The organism is Criibacterium bergeronii (genome assembly GCF_001693775.2).
Lineage (GTDB): Bacteria > Bacillota > Clostridia > Peptostreptococcales > Filifactoraceae > Peptoanaerobacter > Peptoanaerobacter bergeronii.
In genome coordinates this window covers 22,366-41,545 of sequence record NZ_MBEW02000001.1, presented here as the reverse complement: position 1 = coordinate 41,545, position 19,180 = coordinate 22,366, and the positions used below count along the sequence as shown (strand labels likewise).

Genomic DNA, 19,180 nt, shown 5'->3' with positions numbered 1-19,180 from the left:
TAAAAAAGGAACAAGACCGCAAGTACCATGTTATCACATAAGCGAATACAAAAATAAAAATTAAGGACAAAAAATGAAAAAACAAAAAACTATTTTAATAATAGGTGGCGGGGCAGCGGGAATATTTGCTGCATTGACTGCAAAAACTGAAGAAAATGATGTAATAATTATAGAAAAAAATAAAGCATTAGGACAAAAATTAGCAATTACTGGCTCAGGTAGGTGTAATGTAACAAATTTAGACTCTAAAGAAGATTTTTTTGATAATATAAATACAAATGCCAAATTTTTTTACAGTGCTTTTTCTAATTTTAGTAATTACGATATGATTGCATATTTAGAAAAAATTGGAGTAGGAGTAAAGTGTGAGGGCAATAAGGCTTATCCTGCCAATGAAAGTGCTCAAAAATTAGTCAATTCATTTATAAGACAATTGGAAAACAAAGATGTAAAAATTCACACTGGTGAAGAATTGATTGACTTTGAAATTTCTGATGAAGATGGCAAAAAAATGGTTTCTTCTTTAAAAACCACAAATGGAAAATATGAATATAAAAATGATTTTGATTATGTAATAATTGCAACAGGAGGATTGTCTTACACTATAAATAAAACATTTAAGCTGTTAAAGCAAAAAAATATAAAAATAACAAAAATGTATCCAAGTCTAACCGGTATAGATACAGTAGAGGACTACAGTGAGTTACAGGGATTATCTATACAAAATGTAACGGTCTCAGCTGACGTAGGAGATAAAATATATGCTCAGACATCGGATATGCTTTTTACAAAAAATGGAATAAGTGGACCGTGTGTAATAAAATTGACCGGCAAGATTTCAGGATTTCAAGACATAAATGATATGAAAATAGATAATTGCTTTCCTTATAAAACAGATAAAAAATTAGCTGAAAAGCAAAAATATATAACCTATAAATCAAAACCGATTTTTATAAAGCTTGATTTTTTACCAAGTATTTCTAGTGAACAGCTGGAAAATCTGCTGTTTAATAATCAGAAACAATTACTAAAAACTAAACTTTCACAATATTTGCCACATAGGCTATGCAAATTTTTATTAGAAAAATATGACAAAACAGATGTAAATAATCTAAAAAAAGAGCAAAAGCTAAAAATTTTACAGGAAATAAAAGAGCATAGACTTCAAGTAAAAAATTATGGCAATATCAGCTCAGCTACAGTCACCAAGGGAGGTATTGATATTTTACAAATTTCACCAAAAACAATGAATTTCAAAGGAATAGATAATCTGTATTTTGCTGGAGAATGTCTAGATATTGATGCACAAAGTGGAGGATACAACTTGCAAATTGCATTTAGTACAGGATACACTGCTGGATTAAATTTTAGATAAAAAATAAAAACACAAAATAATATTTGACAACAATGTCATTAAACCAAAAAAATATTGAAAAGTGAATATATTTAAATGAAATAAATTACACGAAATCTATAAAACTAAAAAGTGACTAATGTTTAAATTAAGCCACTTTTGATGTCTTTTAAAAATACTGATATATACAGCTTGACAAATACGCATTAAATGTATAAAATAACTATACATTTGCTTATGTGGCTCAGTCGGTAGAGCACCGCCTTGGTAAGGCGGAGGTCGGCGGTTCAAGTCCGCTCGTAAGCTCCATTTTATAACCCCTTAGGGGGTTATTTTTTTCAAAATAAAAAAGGCTCTTTGTAGCAAGTGCCTTTTGTGATATAATCTAGCATAAGAGAAAAGTAGTACAGCCGGTTTGCCTCAATCTCAATTAGATTGGGGGTGATTGTATGTCAAAATATGAAGTTATAACAGCTGTTATAATGTCAATAGATTTGATATTACAAGTAATTGCCCTTTTTCAAGAAAAGAAAAAGTAAGCATAAAAAAACCGCTGTATGCCCATTACAACGGTTTTTAAAGATTTAAAAATCTAAAATAGTGGCAAACCGAATAGGTTTACTTTTCTGTTTTATAATTATACCACAACAAGATAAAAATGCAAAGTGAAACGTAACAAAAAACGTAACAAGACAAGAAAAATTATTTTATTGAATTTTTTATCAAGACCATAGAAATTAGATAGGTCTTTTTTTATTAAAAAAATAATTAAAAAATATGAAAAAAATAGAAAAATAATTCTTAAAACAATTGCAATTAAACGATTAAAATAATGTTTATTTGATTGACATATAAAAATTTAGTTATATAATAATATATTGTTTGTTACAAATAAGTTGCATTAAGAACTTATTTAATTGTATTAACTAAATTTATATAATTTAATTACCAAGTCAAAAAATAATTCAAAATAAATTTTACAAGCAGATTTAAACAAGCGACATCCGCCTTACCAAGGCAGTGCTCTACCTACTGAGTTATATAAGAAAACGTAAATTTATTTATGAATTTTCAAAGCTTTTTGGTTTCTATTTTATATTATTTTATTCAAAGTTTAAGATTTAGGAGTAAGAAATGAAAAAAACTTTTGTAAAAATATTATCATTAGCTGTAGCTACAGCAATGCTAGGTGCTTGTACTCCAAAAAAAGACCAAGCAGTCGACACTCAATCAAATGGGGCAGACTCAAGCGATAAAATCAAAGTAGTTGCCTCAATGTATCCAATATACGATTTTACTAAGAAAATCGCAGGAGATAAAGTTGACTTAGTAAATATTGTACCTGCAGGTACTGAGCCACATGGATTTGAATTGTCTTCAGATAATATGGTAACTCTTGAAAAAGCAGACCTATTGATTTATAATGGTGCAGGTATGGAAAGCTGGATTGAAGATGCAAAAGGTGCGGTCACTAATGATAAAATATCTTATGTAGACACATCTGAAGGTATAGATCTAATAAAGAATGAACATCAAGAAGATGCTGATGAGCATGAACATGAATGCGAAGAGGCGCATGAAGAACACGAAGGCGAAGAACATCACCACCACGAACATGGGATGTATGACCCACACATTTGGCTAGGACTTAAAGAGGCACAAATGCAGGTTACAAATATAAAAAATGCCTTAGTTGAAAAAGACCCGACAAACAAGGATTTTTATGAAAAAAATTACGAAGAATACATTAAAAAATTACAGGATACAGACAAAGCCTACGCAGAAAAATTAAAAGATTTTCAAGGTAGAGGTCTAGTTACTTCTCACGAAGCATTTGCATATTTGTGCAGAGATTATGGTCTAACTCAAATGGGTATAGAAGGAGTGTTTGAAGACTCTGAGCCTGATCCAGCTACAATGAAAAATATTATACAATATATAAAAGATAACAATATAAAAACTATATTCCAAGAAACCCTTTCATCTTCAAAAACTGTTGATAGCATCTCTAAAGAAACCGGTGCGACAGTTGACGTGCTAGACCCACTAGAAGGACTGACTAAAGAGGCTGAAGATGCGGGTGAAGACTATCTATCAATAATGAACAAGAACTTGGATAAAATAGTTAATTCTTTTAAATAAAACCACTTTTTTTAAATAACCAACTAAACTTTAACTAGTAAAGAGTAAAAATGGAAGAATTAATAAACATTCAAAATCTATCATATTCCTACGGAAAAACTGATGTGCTTGATGATATCAGTCTATCGGTAAAAAGAGGAGATTTTATAGGCATTATAGGTAGTAATGGTGCAGGTAAGTCTACTTTGATTAAGTTGATTGCAGGCATACTAAAGGTGCAAAACGGCACAGTACAAGTGACTGATGTTGATGGGCAAAGACCTGTTATTAGTTATGTATCTCAGATGCAGGACAAAAAATCTGTAAACTTTCCCGCAACTGTTTTAGAAATAGTAATGTTAGGGCTATATCCTAAGATAGGTCCGTTCAAATTTGCAAACAATACTCATAAGCTAAGAGTCATGGAGGCTCTTAGCTTAGTTGGTATGGAGGACTTTGCCAAAAGATTAATTTCTGAGCTTTCGGGCGGACAAAGACAAAAGGTTATGCTTGCCAAGGCTCTTGTCAGTGAACCTGATATTATGATTTTGGATGAGCCTACCACTGGTGTTGATAAAAATTCTTCTCTTTTGATTTATGAGACATTGAAAACTATAAATGAAAATGATAATATTACCATAATAATTATTAGTCATGATATAAAAAATTTAAAAAAATATTGTAAATCAGTATATGAGATAGAATACGGAAAGTTAAAAAAATATGATATTTGAATTTGAATTTATGAGAAGAGCGTTTTATGTAGGAGCTCTTTTGTCGTTGATACTGCCAAGCATTGGCACAATAGTAGTATTAAAAAGGATGTCTTTGATAGGAGATGCCTTATCTCATACAGCGTTGGCGGGAGTAGCCTTGGGTTTTGTAATAAGACAAAGTCCGCTGGTAGTTTCATTTTTACTTTGTATAGTTGCCTCTTTATTAGTAGGGGTAATAAATAAAAATCTCAATGACAGAGGGGATATTGCGATTGCGGTAATAAGCTCACTTGGTATTGGACTTGCCGGTGTTTTGTCCGGCTTTATAAAAAATGCAAGTGCATTTAATGCTTTTTTATTTGGCAGTATCGTTTCTATATCAGATGCAGAAATAATATTAATTACTGCAATTACAATCTTGGTCTTGTTTGGGGTTTTAATGCTTTACAAAGAGCTGATGTATATGGCATTTGATGAAGAAGGTGCAAGGATATCGGGAGTTAATGTGCCTTTATATGATATAGTCTTTGTTTTACTAACTGCATTGACAGTTTCAATTTCTTCAAGGACTGTAGGGGCACTTATTGTTACATCATTAATTGTACTTCCTGTTGCGACATCTATAATGCTTGCAAGGAGCTATAAAAGTCTAATTATAACCAGTATTTTGTTAGCGTTTTGTGAAGTAATGGTAGGGTTAACTGTATCTTATTATTTTTCACTAAAACCAGGCGGCACAATAGCGATTTTGTCTGTTATGTTTTTTTCTTTAGTCAGCATAATTGTGAATATTTTTTCAGATAGATAAATTAGAAATTTATCATAAAATCGTAGATTAAATCGAAAATTTATGGTATAATTCGCATTTGTTGTTAAGTGTTTCTTGGCACCCACTTTAAAAATCAAGGAGGAAAAATGAAAACTAAAGTTTTAACAAGACAGGCATTAGTTGCCGCCATTTATTTTGTAGTCACATATTTGTTGAGAGATTTTTCTTATGGACCGGTGCAGTTTAGGATAGCTGAAGTTCTAAATATTTTAGCATGGTATAATCCGGTATATCGTATTGGTATAACTATGGGATGCTTTTTAGCAAATTTGTATTCTAACTACGGGATTTATGATTTAATTTTTGGAACTGCTCACACTTTTATTTCTTTGACCTTAATGTCAAAAATAAAAAATATCTATGTAGCATCGCTTATGCCGGCACTTTGTTCGTTCATAGTCAGCATAGGTATTGGCATTGCAAGTGGCTCTATGGAAGGCTTTTTAGCTATTACTTCGCAGATTATGATTAGTGAGTTTGTGGCAGTGTCAATTATTTCAGTTGCAGTATTTAAGCTACTTGAAAAAAATCCGTATGTTAAAAATAATGTGCTAGTACCAATCCAACAGTAATTATGTATAGGTTACCCTAGGGTAACCTTTTTTTATTACAAAATTTTTATACAAATTTTGCTAATTTTTATAAAACAATGTCTATAAATAAAATTTTATATTTTAAAAAATCTTGATATACTGGCAATCTTTATTGTTAAATGTCATAAAAGGTGATAAAATATAAATAATTAAAAATCTTATGAAATTATTGTGCTTTTCATAAAATTCTATGAGGGAGAAATGTCACAGATAAGGCTTAACCCAATATCCAAAAGACCTGTAATATACACAAGTATCAGAGAGTCAAAACCATCTGACCTATGGGACAGACAGATTATGAATATTTTTAGCAAGTTCGATGATGTGGAGTATAGCTATGAGTGTCCGTTTTGTAAGGGAAATGAACACATGACACCACAGGCAAGTTTCGTTGATGGTGATTTAGTAGATTGGAAGGTTAGAGCTGTACCTAATCTATATCCGATTATAAAAAATGAATTAGAAATAAAAAATTTAAATAAATATTGCTATGTTTCTACAGGAATGCATGACGTGATTGTGGAGTCACCAATACACAATAAAAATTACTTTAACATCGATAAAGAGCAGTTTGAGCTAATTTATGAGCTAATCCATAAAAGGTTTAAGGAGCATATAAAAAATCCGGATGTTTCTTACGTTAGTCTTTTTAAAAATTATAAAATGCTTGCAGGTGCAAGTATGCAACATTCACATAGCCAAATCATCAGTCTTGACGCTTGTCCGGTAAAACTCACCCAAGAAATTGAGCAGGCTATAAAAGAATACAAAGAAGATGGTAAGTGCATTGTTTGCAAAATGATTGAGTATGAGCTATCACAAAATACAAGAGTTATATATCAAAATGAAGATTTTGTAGTATTAGAGCCATATGCTCCCGGATATAAATTTGAAACTTGGATAATGCCGAAAAAACACCAGCCGTATTTTGAAAAAGAAGAAAATATAAAATCCTTGTCTGAAGTAATTTATACAACTTTTAAAATGCTGTATAAAGCAATCGGAGACTTTCCATTTAATATGTATTTAAATTATCTAGTAAAAGGCTACTCAGGTTATGAGGCTGCGTACCACTATTATTTTAAAATCGTTCCAAAACTTTCAGGTGGAGCAGGCTTTGAAATGGCATCGGGCATAAGGGTGAATTCCATAATACCGGAGGATGCTGCTCAAATGATAAAAAGAGCAAACAGCATTTAGATTAACTATATAAAAGTAAGAGGATAAAATGAAAGCAGAAATAATTAATGTAGGAACAGAATTACTCTTAGGTGAAACCGTCAATACAAATGCTACATTTTTAGCAAAAGAGCTAAAGCTAATAGGCATCAGCGTTTACCATATGTCAACAATAGGAGATAACCAGCAGAGATTAAAAGAATTACTAACTAGTGCATTTGAAAGAAGTGAAATAATCATAACTACAGGAGGACTAGGACCTACAAAAGATGACCTTACAAAGGAAACCGTTGCGGCAACTCTTGGTGTGGATATGATTTTTAATGATGGCGAGCTTGAAAAATTAAAAAAAATATTTAAACATAGAGAAAAAGATTTAAACGAAGGCAATCTTCGTCAGGCATATTTCCCTGATGGTGCAAAGATAATTAATAACAACAACGGCACTGCCAGCGGCTGCATAATTGAAAACGGGAAAAATATTATTATAGTATTGCCCGGACCACCTAGAGAAATTACACCAATGGTAAAAGAAACGATAATACCATATCTTGAAAAATTTTCAGACCAAAAATTTGTGTCTAAGGTTATAAATGTGTGTGGCATTGGCGAGTCAATAATGGAAGAAAGAGTAATGCCGCTAATAAAAGCGCAAGAAAATCCCACTTTAGCGCCATATTTTAAAGAAACAGGGTTAATTTTAAGAGCTATGGCAAGTGCAAAAGACGAGCTGACAGCAAAAAAAATGCTAGCACCATTTGTAAAAGAAGTAGAAAAACTATTAGGTGATAATATATACGCCTATGGTGAAGATTTGACAATGGAGTCAGTCGTAGGCAGATATTTAATGGAAAATAATCTTACAATATCGACAGCTGAGTCTTGCACAGGGGGACTATTGTCCGGAGCATTAATAAATATTGATGGGATTAGCAAAGTATTCAAAACTGGGTTTACAACCTATACAAATGAGTCTAAAACTGAATTTTTAGGAGTAGAAAAAGCTTTATTGGATAAATACGCAGCAGTATCAAAGCAAGTTGCAGAGGCTATGGCGATAGGTGCAGCAAAAGTTGCAAATACTGATATTGCACTTTCTACCACAGGTATAGCCGGACCTACCGGAGGCACAAAAGAAAAACCAGTAGGACTTGTATATGTTGGGTTATACGTCAAAGGCAAAACCTATGTAAAAAAACTCAACCTGATGGGAGACAGACAAAAAATAAGAACTAGAGCAGTAAGAGAAGCTTTGGACTTTTTAAGAAGGACATTAAACGTACCAAAATATGATTTTGATGAGCAGGCTTAATTTTTCCACATTGTAAATTTTAATTAAGGATAATTTATTGATTTATTGATAAACTAAGTTTTATGTTATTGTTATGATTATATTTAAAATAAGGGTAAAAAGGGCGGTGAGCAGTGAATAATTATTTGTATTCTTTAATAGATTTAGTAACACATATAAAATTAACCGATATCCTTGATATATTCATTGTCAGCTACGTCACATTCAAGATTTATGAGCTTATAAAAGAAACTAGAGCTCAGCAGCTAGTAAAGGGAATTATAATTATACTTTTATCACTTAAATTATCAGAATTTTGTCATCTTTATACAGTCAACTGGATATTAAGAAACACCATGACAGTAGGACTTATTGCTATCATAGTAGTGTTTCAGCCTGAGCTTAGACGTGTTTTGGAATACCTTGGTACAACCAAGCTCATACTAAAATCAGATAAAAATGGTTTAGGAAAGATACAAGATACTATTGAAGAGACAGTCAGTGCTTGCTTGTCCTTGTCAAGACAAAAAATCGGAGCACTCATAGTATTTGAAAGAGATATTGGATTAAATGAAATAGCTCAGACCGGAACATTCTTAAACGCCGACATTTCTAGGGGACTACTTATAAATATATTTATACCAAACACTCCACTGCATGATGGAGCGGTACTTATTAGACATAATAAAATCATATCGGCAGCGTGTTTTTTGCCACTTACAGAAAATAAAAGTCTTAGCAAGGAGCTGGGTACAAGACATAGAGCAGCACTTGGCATAACAGAGCACTCAGATTGTGTTTCATTGGTAGTATCCGAAGAAACGGGGGCAATATCTATCGGTATTAGAGGAAGATTATACAGAGACCTTTCTGAAGATAGATTAAGAACCTTAATGCAGCAAAATCTTATTGATTATGCAAATTTAAAATCAGAAGAAAAAGCTGTAGATAAAGATTATGTTGGTTTGGAAGATATAGAGGTATCAAAAGACGATGTAAAAAAGAGCGAGGTTAAATCAAATGAATGAACGTAGCTCTATCTTGAAGATTAAAATTGCTTGTGTGGTAGTGGCTTTTTTTGCGTGGATTTATGTAATGAGTGACTCCAATCCTTTGGATAACAGGCAAATAAATAATGTGAATGTTAATATATCAAACTTAGACACCATTGTAGAAAATAATCTTGCAGTAAGTCCGGGTCAAATGTTGCAGGCAAATGTAAAGATAATTGGTAGAAGGAGTGAAGTAAGCCAAAGCCTAAAAAATGGCATAGAGCTGCATATGAAAATAGATGACCCTAAAATTGGTGTAAATTCAGCTCAAGTTTATATAGCATCTCAATATGAGGGAGTTAATTACGAGATACACCCTTCAGTGATGGAAGTTAATTTAGAAGAAAATGTTGTAAAATATGAGAAGGTAGGCATTAAAACAATTGGAAATTTGCCTAGTGGATACTATGTAGACTCAATAGATATTTCAGCTAATAACGTATATATATCAGGGCCAAAAAGCTTAACAGATAAAGCTGATAAGGTTCAGGTACAAGTAGAGCTACAAGGAGAAAAATCTGATTTCATAAAGTGGAGCAAGGTTTTAATACTTGATACAAATGGAAATCAAATAAACGGACTGACAGTAGATAAGGATAAATTAGCCATAACCGCAAAACTGAAAAAAGAAAAAGAAGTACCAATAAGCTTGACAATTGAAAAAAATGATTTAGGTGTAAATAAAGATAGCTTTACACTAGATAAATCCGAGGTGAAGATTAAGGGCTCACCTAGCACAATCGATAAAATAGAAACAATCTCTACTCAAGAAGTAACTATGATGCAGCTCAGAGGTAGCTCATCAAGAGATGTCACACTTATTGTGCCAAAAGGTGTGCAAGTAGACACCGGCAAAGTCACAATTAATTTGAAAAAAAGTCTACCAATTGATGGCTTAGTACAGTTTGATTACAGTGGGCAAGATGTGCAGCTGTTAAAAGACGATACATCTATAAATGCTATATTAGAGCCGATATCAAATATAGTTGTCACATTTAATACAAATTCACTATCTGTTTCAAAAAATGATATAACTCTATATGCTGACCTTAGACATATTCCTGAAGATGGATATGTGAATATTGAGTATAAAACTACTAAAAATATATCAGACGTTTTAATATATCCATCAAAGATAAAGGTAGACAAGAATTTTCAAGACAATGAGGCTCAAGGTGAAAAAATTACAAAGCCGGATAAATCTGATATAGAAAAAGATGTTAATAATGATGCAAATACATCATTAGATACCACAGAAAAAACATCAGACACAGATAATAAATAGATACACCCAAAAACCAATTAAAGTTTAGTAATATATTTTACTGGAGGTAAAATGGAACCACAAGACTCACAGCAAGTAAACAAAATCGACATAAAAAAAGAAATTGTTGAATGGATTAAAACAATAATTTTCGCCTTTGCATTGGCATTTTTAATAACTATATTTGTTGCACCTACCATTGTCAGAGGGCAATCAATGTACCCTACACTGGACAACAACAATTATTTAATATTAAACAAGACATCCTATTGGTTTTCACAGCCGAAAAATGGAGATATAATCGTATTTAAATCTACACTACCGGACGAAAAAAATGAATATAAAGATTTAGTAAAAAGAATAATAGGAGTTCCGGGCGACCATGTAGTGATTACAGACGGCAAGGTCTATATCAACGATGAACTGCAAGAAGAGGGCTATATAAACGGTGACTATACAGATGGATTAGTAGACTTGACCGTACCTGACAACTCAGTGTTTGTAATGGGCGATAATAGACCTAATTCCCTAGACTCTAGGTCAGAGCAAGTCGGTATAGTAAGTGAAGATAGCATAATAGGGAAGGTTGCAATAAGAGTGTTTCCCTTTAACCAAATCAGAGGATTTTAAAATAATATTACAAAAAGATATGGATTATAATTGATATGAGAATAAATAAATATATTGCCAGTCAAACTGAGCTTTCAAGAAGAAAAGCGGATGACATGATAAAACAGGGCAAAGTCAAGGTAAACTCAGAGATTTTAACAGACTTTTCCTATGATGTAAAAAATATGGACGAAGTCGAAGTTGACGGAGAAATAATCTCTGATAAAAAAATAAATAAATATTACTATCTATTTAATAAACCAAAAGGAGTGCTTTCTAGCGTGTCTGATCCATTTGACAGACCTTGCATAAGAGAGTATTTTCCGCCGGAAATAGATGTATATCCGGTAGGCAGACTTGATATGGACTCTACAGGACTACTGATAGTTACTAACGATGGAGAGCTTACAAATAAATTAACACATCCAAAAAACCATATACCGAAAAAATATCTTGTGACATTGGACGGTAGACTAAGCGATGTGCAGATGGAAAAATTCAGAAATGGCATACTTTTAGAAGGGAAACTTACTATGCCGGCTGAAATAGAGCTTTATGACTTTTCTGCAGCAACCTACAAGGTAGTTTTATTTGAAGGCAAAAAAAGACAAATTAGAAACATGATAGCTGAGCTTGGCAGAAATGTTAAAGAATTACAAAGGATTGCCATAGGCAAAGTAAAACTAGGCACAATAAAAGAGGGCAATTATAGAAAATTAACAGAGCAGGAAAAAGAATATTTCTTTAATTTGTAAAATACATTTAAAGCCTTATATATAATTTTATTTATGATATTATACTTTCAAAGAATAGGAATTTTTGCTATAATTTGTAAGTTGGTTTAATTGAGATTAAAAATCGGCAAAAAAGAAAAATAAAAGCCTTGCGGCACGAAAGGGAAAACAATGATATTATCAAATAGCGAGCTATTTAAAGATTATGAAAAATATATAGGACAAGACATTGAAGTTGAGGGCTGGGTAAAAACACTTAGAGACTCAAATAAAATCGCCTTTATTGAGCTAAATGACGGTAGCTACTTTAATAATATACAAATAGTAGTGGACGAAAGCAAATTTGAAGAGTTTAAACAAATTACAAAGTATCCTTTATATACAGCACTTCATATAAAAGGAAAGCTACTTTCTATAGATGGAACTAAACAAAAATTTGAAATAAATGCTGACGAAATAGAATTATTAGCTACATCAGACACAGATTATCCACTACAAAAAAAGAGACATTCGCTAGAGTTTTTAAGAACAATAGCACATTTAAGACCAAGAGCAAATACATTTTTAGCAGTATTTAGAGTACGTTCAGTTGCAGCGTATGCAGTACACAAATTTTTCCAAGAAAATGGTTTTGTCTATGCCAATACCCCACTAATCACAGCCTCCGATGCAGAAGGAGCAGGAGAAATGTTTAGAGTTACAACTCTTGACATGGAAAAACCTCCAATGAAAGATGGAAAAGTTGATTATAAACAAGACTTTTTTGGTAACGAGGCACATTTGACAGTTAGTGGACAGCTTGAGGCAGAAATAATGGCGATGGCATTTAAAAATGTTTACACCTTCGGACCAACCTTTAGAGCAGAAAACTCAAACACAGCTAGACACGCAGCTGAATTTTGGATGATAGAACCTGAAATGGCATTTGCAGACCTGAATAAAAATATGGACGTAGCAGAAAAAATGGTAAAATATATCATAAGCTACTGCTTAGAAAATGCAAAACCGGAAATGGAATTTTTCAACAGTTTCGTAGACAAAAACTTATTTGAAAGATTAGACAACATCTTAAACAACGATTTTGAAAGAATAACCTATACAAAAGCTATAGAGTTACTTTTAAACTCAGGACATAAATTCGACTACAAAGTAGAATGGGGAATAGACCTACAGACAGAGCATGAAAGATATCTAACAGAGCATATTTTCAAAAAACCGGTTTTTGTTACAGACTATCCGGAAAAAATAAAAGCTTTCTATATGAGACAAAATGATGATGGAAAAACTGTAGCTGCTATGGATTTACTAGTGCCCGGAGTTGGAGAAATAATAGGTGGCTCTCAAAGGGAAGAACGACTAGATATTTTAGAAAGAAAAATTAAAGATAACGGTTTAAACATGGATAACTACTGGTGGTATCTAGAGCTTAGAAAATATGGCGGAGTAAAACACTCAGGCTATGGACTAGGTTTTGAAAGAATGATTATGTATCTTACAGGTATGCAAAATATAAGAGACGTAATAGCATTCCCAAGAACAGTAGGAAACGCAGAATTTTAAAAATAAATTTTAATACAAAAGTATAAAATCAAGATGCACTGGCGAACCTTGTTTGCCTATAAATTTAAGATTTTATTAAAAAATATAATTAAAGTAATTTAATTGGGGTTATACTAAGAACAAAATAAATCATAAATAAAGACGGATATGTTCAAATAAGGAGATTGTGAGCCGCCACCGTAGGAGAAAATCACACCGAAACGAAAGTATCTAGCCTAATAGTATAAGAAAGCTCGCCAAATTTTCAAAATAGGCGAGCTTTTTATATATAAAAAAGACTTATACTTGGCATTTGCCTAGCATAAGTCTTTTAGAGAAATTAGTTTAGCTAAGAAAAAAAATTATTCTCCTTCGCCCTCTTCGTCTTCGAACATATCGCTGAATAATTCCATGAATTCTTCAGAAATAGCTTGATATTCTTCTTCGTCCTCGATATTTTTAAGACTAACTTCATCGCCGACTTCTTCATAGATGTAGATTAATACATTGTCAGATTCAGGCTCAGCTAGAGCGATATACTCAGTATCATCAACCTCGAAAAGACCTATTACATCACAAGTCATTGTAGTACCATCATCAAGAACTAAATCAATAGTTTGTTCATCATCGAAGTATTCTATTCCATCTTCTCCATTATCTTTGTCTAAAAAATCGCTCATATTATCCTCCTAAATAGCTAAATTTTATACGAAAAAACTGTATTAGATTTAGGAGATACATTCCCCTTAATCTTTAGATATAGCTATATTAAACCAGTTAATGACAAAAATGTCAATCACAATATAAAAAAATACACAAAAAAATCTTATATAGAAACAATATTTTTTATTTAATTTTTAAAAATTGAGTGTTAAAATATAGAAAAATGCTATGTTAAAATAAAAAAGCTTTTAAATTATATCATAAACGAAAATTGCAAGCTCAAATTGAACAAATTTTTATTAAGTCGCTAAGGCATTGACATTTGAATACACTTCATCTAAAAACTCATCAAACAATTCTTCTGGTGCCGCATAGCCTAAGTCTAAGACTTCTTGAGCATATATAAAATATAAAACAATAGCAATTATTAAATAAAATGAAAGAAAGGAGCTGTAATGGAAAAAATCTTTAAAGCCTACGATGATTTTGAAGAAAAACTGTTGGTTTTCAGTTTAATATTCAGTCCACCATTGACTAAAATGTTTTTATAGGAGGAAATTATGCTAATTTGGATAATTGATGAAGAGTGGTCAGATTATGATTTAGAGCATGATGAAAGAAACCGCGTATATTATTAATACTGCAAGAGGTAAAATAATTGTCGAACAGGACTTAATTGATGCAGTTAAAGAACACAAAATTAAAGGTGCAATATTGGACGTAATAAAAACAGAACCACCAAAAGCAGACGACCCAATGCTCAGCACAAAAGGAATCTTGGTAACGCCACATATATCACATATTTCAAATCAATCATTAAAAGCCTTGAAAGATTATGCTTTAAGCAATCAGCTTTCAGTGCTAAGAGGACAAGAGCCAAGAAATCCTGTAGTTTAGAATTATTAAAGGATTACCATGAGAGAAGTCTTATCTGATAAAGCTTATTAAATAATTAGAAACAAAATCATCCAATGTGAGTATAAAGAGGGCGACCTAATTACAGAAAATAGTGTTGCTGAAGATTTAGATATGAGCAGGACACCGGTAAAAAAAGCCTTTGTACGACTGAAAATGGAAAACTATCTTAAAAGCTTTGATGGAGTGGGAACTATTGTAAAGGGGCTTTCTATTAAAGAGCTTTCTGATATGTATGAGGCTAGGATATTAATTGAAACCTATGCTATGAAAACCTCTATTAATGAAGTCAACAAGGACACATTGCTAAATATTAGAAATAAATTTACAAATAATTTATCAAAATATGGGGCAGGGGATAAAAAAGCTCTAAAAAACTTTGCAGTAGTGGATAAAGAATTTCACAATATTATTTTGGATAAGTCTCAAAATGAATATCTAAAAAAATGTCTGAGCAAATCAACTCTCAAGTCGAAAGGTACAGATATGAGGCTAATATAATAACTGACAGCGTAGCTGAATCAACGCAGTGGCATTTAGATATAATAGATGCTGTGCTAGATAAAGATTTAAAAAAAGCTCAGAAATTATTAAAAGACCACATATGGTGGTCTTTTGAGAAACTAACATTTATTTTGTATGGGATAAAAATGACTAGAGCGGATTAAATTATTTTTTTTAAATTAAACTCAAGGTAATCGCAGGACACAAGGTGATATTGAGTATTTTCCACTAATCCGATTATACTGGCATTAAAATTGTCATTGCCATGCAGATGTCCGTAAATTAGATAGGGTACATCATATTTTTTTGCTAGAGCCGTAAAATTTGACGGCTCTTTTTTATCGTTTGTAGGTGGGTAGTGCATGATGAGGATTATTTTTTTACCGGTTTTTTGAGCTAGTTTAAGGCAGTTTTCCAGCCTTAGGGTTTCTCTTTGATACATTTTTTCGTCATGCTCTGTATATTTTGAGTCATTTGGGCAAATCCAGCCTCTTGAGCCGGTTATAACATAATCTTCAAATTCAAAGATGTTATTTTGTATAAAAAACATATCTTTATCATATTTATTTAAGCTGGTAATAGATTTCCACCAGTAGTCGTGGTTGCCTTTTAACAAAACTTTTTTGCCGGGCATAATTTTTATTTTTTCTAAATCCGGATAGGCATCTATAGTATCCATTGCCCAAGATATGTCGCCGGGGATAATGACTAAATCCTCTGATGTGACTTTTTCTTGCCAATTTTCAAATATTTTTTTGTCATAATCTATCCAGCCAAATTTTTCCATGGATTTATTTACATCCTGAGTCAAATGTAGGTCTGCTATTGCAAAAATGCTCATGTTAATTCCTTATCTTGTGTAAAAAGTTATAATCATTTTAAAATTTTAAAGTAAAATTGGAATTTATATATACATTGCCAGCTCTATACTATCTAAGTAGCCACCAAGAGCTTTGTTAAATGTTTCATAGTCAGCACTGGAAAATTCTTCAGTGGTCATAGTAACGTACACGTCTACAAGGTCAGATTGATTATATAAGGTAATCATTATACCTGCACCAATATTTTTTAATAAACCTCTAAACGTGAGATTTTGTGCCTCTTCTAATTTCATAATTTCTTCATTAGTTTTTATTGGAACTAGTTTTTTATCTACCAAAATTTCAAATTCGTGATAATTTTCAGAGCATGATGCACACGCTTTGAGTATTTTATCCCAGCCTACTTTATATGTCAAAATCCAAGCGGAAACAAGCCATTTGTTTTCTTCTGTTACACCTGCAAGTACCATACATTTCCTCCGTTAATAAAATTATTATTTTAAAGTTGCAACTGTCACTCCTATGCCACCTTCATTGTATTGACCATCTCTAAAGGATTTTATGTGATTGTGTTTTCTTAGGTAATTTTGTATACCGTTTTTTAATACTAGTGTACCAACGCCGTGAATTATTGTGACTTCAGGTAGTTGTGCCAGATAGCTGTCGTCTATATATTTATCCACTTCTAATAGAGCGGATTCTAAATCAAGTCCTCTAACATCGCAAGAAAGTCTAGCGCTTTCAACCTTGTTTTTTGAAATTTTAGCAGATTTTGTAGCTTTTTTCTCTTTTTGCTTTTGAGCGGGGGAGAGATTTTCTTTTTTAAGGGGCATTTTTATTGCTCCTATTTGCACTACTATTTCGTCTTTTTGCTCATCAACAGAGATTACCTTTGCATTTTGGGCAAAGCTGTTTACATAGACGGTGTCTCCCTCTTTTACTGTATCAAGTGGGGTTTCTGATTTTTTGACTAATTCTTGTTTTGCCTTTTGATATTTATTTTCGTAGCCTCTGATATTTGTCCTGATATTATTAAGCTGTTTGTCAACCTCTTTGTATGCAGACATATGCTGGAGTTTTGTTATCTGCTTTGCAATCTTGTCTGCCTCTTGTTTAGCGTCAGCTATCATTTTTCTTGCCTGCTCTTTTGCCTCTTCCAGCATGGCTTTGTTTTTTTCTTCCAGTCTTTGCTGTTTATTTTCCAACTTCATTCTGATAAATTTTGCATCTTCAAGTTCTTTTTCAAGATTTTCTTTATCTGTTTCATAGTCATTTTTTACTTTATCTATTTGGCTTAGGATATCTTCCATTTTTAGGTTGTCGTTTTGGATATGTTTTTTTGCATCTGCAATTATTTCATCAGATATGCCAAGTTTTTTTGATATTTCAAAGGCATTTGATTTACCAGGCAAGCCTATAGTCAGTCTATAGGTTGGAGATAATGTAGCTACGTCAAATTCTACGCTGGCATTTATTACTCCGTCTGTAGTCAGTGCGTAATTTTTCAGCTCACTAAAGTGAGTTGTGACTAAAGTCAGCACACTTCTTCTTTTTAATTCGTCTAGTATGGAAATTGCAAGGGCACTTCCCTCTATTGGGTCTGTACCTGAACCTAATTCGTCGATTAAAACTAAACTATTTTTGTTGGCGAATTTTAGTATGTTTACTATGTTTGAAATATGTGATGAAAATGTGGACAGCGACTGCTCAATGCTTTGCTCATCGCCTATGTCTGCATAGATGTCGTTAAAAACGGGTAATGTGCTTTGTGCTTGGCATGGTATGTGCAAGCCGGCTTGAAACATCATACATAAAAGCCCAAGAGTTTTTAATGTAACGGTTTTACCGCCTGTATTTGGACCTGTTATAATCAGTGTGGTATAGTCTTTTCCCAAAATTATATTTGAGCTTACTACTTTATCTTTTGGGATTAATGGGTGTCTAGCTTGGATTAGATTTACATATTTTTCATTATTTAGCTGAGGTTCGTTTGCCTCCATAGATACTGACAGTCTGCCCTTTGCGTTTATAAAATCTAATTTTTCTAAGGCTTTTAAGTTATCATTTATTTCTTGGAAGTATTGTCCTACTTCTGCGGTTAGTTTTTGTAGGATTTTTTCTATTTCTTTATGCTCTTCATTTTTTAATTGGCTAAGCTTATTGTTCATATTTACTATAGCCATGGGTTCTACAAATAATGTAGCTCCTGAGCTGGAGGTGTCATGGACTATGCCGTCTAGTGCATTTTTGTTTTCAGCTTTTACCGGCAGTACAAATCTATCGTTTCTGATAGTTACGATTGAGTCTTGCAATACTGAGCTGTATGCCGATGAACTTAGCATAGAGCTTATTTTATTTTTTATATTTTGATTTTCTTGCTCTATACTTCTTCTAATTCTTCTTAAATTAGCAGAGGCATTGTCGGAAATCTGAGTTTCAGAAATTATTTTTGAAAAAATTTCGTCCTCTAAGTCTTTAAGTACAGTTATTTGCTCTGCTAGATTTTGTATGTGTGGAATTTCTTGGAACTGCTCTATATATGCTTTGCATACTCTAGCTGTAGAAATGGTTTGTGCTATTTGAAGTAGTGCTCTTGTATCCAATGTTGAGCCTATGCTGGCTTTTTTTGTAAATAATCTCACGTCAAAAAAGGCTCTAAAGGGGATAGCTCCTTTTTGGAGTATTATTTTTTGTGCCTCTGAGGTTTCGGCTTGGTAAGTTTTTATCATTTTAGGCTCTGTTGATATGCCTAGCTTGTCTATGAAAGACTTTGTGTTTTCACTTATGGCAAAATCAGCTAGCATTAATTTTATTTTATCGAATTCAAGTGTTGTTGTATATTTTTTTCTCATGGATTTCCTTTCATTACAATTACAGCTATTATAACATAAATGATGCATTAATTAAAGCTACACAAAATTTTAAGATATTCAACGAATAGTAAACAATATTAAATATATAGTTTACAATTATAATTAAACAGTGTAAAATGTAAA

General features: G+C 32.3%; 17 protein-coding genes, 1 tRNA gene and 1 pseudogene. 15 read left to right on the top strand and 4 right to left on the bottom strand.

Going from position 1 to position 19,180, the window contains the following annotated elements; all coding sequences use genetic code 11:
* Nucleotides 1–73: 73 nt before the first annotated feature.
* The 13 genes from BBG48_RS00225 to asnS all read left to right on the top strand — a co-directional run bounded on the left by BBG48_RS00225 (nucleotide 74) and on the right by asnS (nucleotide 13,302).
* Nucleotides 74–1,375 carry a BaiN/RdsA family NAD(P)/FAD-dependent oxidoreductase gene (locus tag BBG48_RS00225; protein WP_068911491.1) on the top strand — a complete coding sequence of 434 codons (1,302 nt, stop codon included), beginning with the start codon at nucleotides 74–76 and terminating at the stop codon, nucleotides 1,373–1,375.
* A gap of 212 nt (nucleotides 1,376–1,587) precedes the next feature.
* Nucleotides 1,588–1,663, top strand: a tRNA-Thr gene (locus tag BBG48_RS00220).
* Nucleotides 1,664–2,488: 825 nt separating this feature from the next.
* Nucleotides 2,489–3,496: a metal ABC transporter substrate-binding protein gene (locus BBG48_RS00210; protein ID WP_068911489.1), complete on the top strand. Its 1,008-nt coding sequence runs from the start codon at nucleotides 2,489–2,491 to the stop codon at nucleotides 3,494–3,496.
* Nucleotides 3,497–3,546: 50 nt separating this feature from the next.
* Nucleotides 3,547–4,209: a metal ABC transporter ATP-binding protein gene (locus BBG48_RS00205; protein WP_068911487.1), complete on the top strand. Its 663-nt coding sequence runs from the start codon at nucleotides 3,547–3,549 to the stop codon at nucleotides 4,207–4,209.
* Nucleotides 4,199–4,999: a metal ABC transporter permease gene (locus BBG48_RS00200; RefSeq protein ID WP_068911486.1), complete on the top strand. Its 801-nt coding sequence runs from the start codon at nucleotides 4,199–4,201 to the stop codon at nucleotides 4,997–4,999. The genes BBG48_RS00205 and BBG48_RS00200 overlap by 11 nt, the downstream gene beginning before the upstream one ends.
* Before the next feature lie 107 nt (nucleotides 5,000–5,106).
* Nucleotides 5,107–5,592: a QueT transporter family protein gene (locus BBG48_RS00195; RefSeq protein ID WP_068911484.1), complete on the top strand. Its 486-nt coding sequence runs from the start codon at nucleotides 5,107–5,109 to the stop codon at nucleotides 5,590–5,592.
* 222 nt (nucleotides 5,593–5,814) lie between these two features.
* On the top strand, nucleotides 5,815–6,813 hold the full coding sequence (locus BBG48_RS00190) for a galactose-1-phosphate uridylyltransferase (protein WP_068911482.1): 999 nt from the start codon (nucleotides 5,815–5,817) through the stop codon (nucleotides 6,811–6,813).
* Between the two features lie 28 nt (nucleotides 6,814–6,841).
* Entirely contained in the window at nucleotides 6,842–8,104 is a 1,263-nt protein-coding gene (locus BBG48_RS00185) for a competence/damage-inducible protein A (protein ID WP_068911480.1), read from the top strand.
* 113 nt (nucleotides 8,105–8,217) lie between these two features.
* Nucleotides 8,218–9,111, top strand: coding sequence for a diadenylate cyclase CdaA (gene cdaA, locus BBG48_RS00180; protein WP_068911478.1), 894 nt, complete (start codon nucleotides 8,218–8,220; stop codon nucleotides 9,109–9,111).
* Nucleotides 9,104–10,420: a CdaR family protein gene (locus BBG48_RS00175; RefSeq protein WP_068911476.1), complete on the top strand. Its 1,317-nt coding sequence runs from the start codon at nucleotides 9,104–9,106 to the stop codon at nucleotides 10,418–10,420. The genes cdaA and BBG48_RS00175 overlap by 8 nt, the downstream gene beginning before the upstream one ends.
* A gap of 51 nt (nucleotides 10,421–10,471) precedes the next feature.
* Nucleotides 10,472–11,029 (top strand): signal peptidase I, encoded by a 558-nt coding sequence (gene lepB / locus BBG48_RS00170; RefSeq protein ID WP_068911474.1) that lies wholly within the window; start codon nucleotides 10,472–10,474, stop codon nucleotides 11,027–11,029.
* Nucleotides 11,030–11,064: 35 nt separating this feature from the next.
* Nucleotides 11,065–11,763 (top strand): pseudouridine synthase, encoded by a 699-nt coding sequence (locus BBG48_RS00165; RefSeq protein ID WP_068911473.1) that lies wholly within the window; start codon nucleotides 11,065–11,067, stop codon nucleotides 11,761–11,763.
* Nucleotides 11,764–11,913: 150 nt separating this feature from the next.
* Nucleotides 11,914–13,302 carry an asparagine--tRNA ligase gene (gene asnS / locus BBG48_RS00160; protein ID WP_068911471.1) on the top strand — a complete coding sequence of 463 codons (1,389 nt, stop codon included), beginning with the start codon at nucleotides 11,914–11,916 and terminating at the stop codon, nucleotides 13,300–13,302.
* 341 nt (nucleotides 13,303–13,643) lie between these two features.
* On the opposite strand, the gene BBG48_RS00155 is transcribed toward asnS, so the two are convergent.
* Complete coding sequence (locus BBG48_RS00155; protein WP_068911469.1) at nucleotides 13,644–13,961, bottom strand: DUF1292 domain-containing protein; 318 nt, start codon at nucleotides 13,959–13,961, stop codon at nucleotides 13,644–13,646.
* A 592-nt stretch (nucleotides 13,962–14,553) separates the two neighbouring features.
* Here BBG48_RS00155 and BBG48_RS00150 point away from each other — a divergent pair.
* Both BBG48_RS00150 and BBG48_RS00145 read left to right on the top strand, forming a co-directional pair.
* Nucleotides 14,554–14,841: an NAD(P)-dependent oxidoreductase gene (locus BBG48_RS00150; RefSeq protein ID WP_094754327.1), complete on the top strand. Its 288-nt coding sequence runs from the start codon at nucleotides 14,554–14,556 to the stop codon at nucleotides 14,839–14,841.
* A 51-nt stretch (nucleotides 14,842–14,892) separates the two neighbouring features.
* Nucleotides 14,893–15,527, top strand: a pseudogene (locus tag BBG48_RS00145) (GntR family transcriptional regulator).
* Here the strand turns inward: BBG48_RS00145 and BBG48_RS00135 are convergent.
* From BBG48_RS00135 to BBG48_RS00125, 3 genes are all read right to left on the bottom strand, one after another.
* Nucleotides 15,524–16,204 (bottom strand): metallophosphoesterase, encoded by a 681-nt coding sequence (locus BBG48_RS00135; protein ID WP_068911465.1) that lies wholly within the window; start codon nucleotides 16,202–16,204, stop codon nucleotides 15,524–15,526. The pseudogene BBG48_RS00145 and the gene BBG48_RS00135 sit on opposite strands and share 4 nt — an antisense overlap.
* A gap of 63 nt (nucleotides 16,205–16,267) precedes the next feature.
* Nucleotides 16,268–16,654, bottom strand: coding sequence for a hypothetical protein (locus BBG48_RS00130; protein WP_068911463.1), 387 nt, complete (start codon nucleotides 16,652–16,654; stop codon nucleotides 16,268–16,270).
* A 24-nt stretch (nucleotides 16,655–16,678) separates the two neighbouring features.
* Nucleotides 16,679–19,036, bottom strand: coding sequence for an endonuclease MutS2 (locus BBG48_RS00125; RefSeq protein WP_068911461.1), 2,358 nt, complete (start codon nucleotides 19,034–19,036; stop codon nucleotides 16,679–16,681).
* Nucleotides 19,037–19,180: the final 144 nt, after the last annotated feature.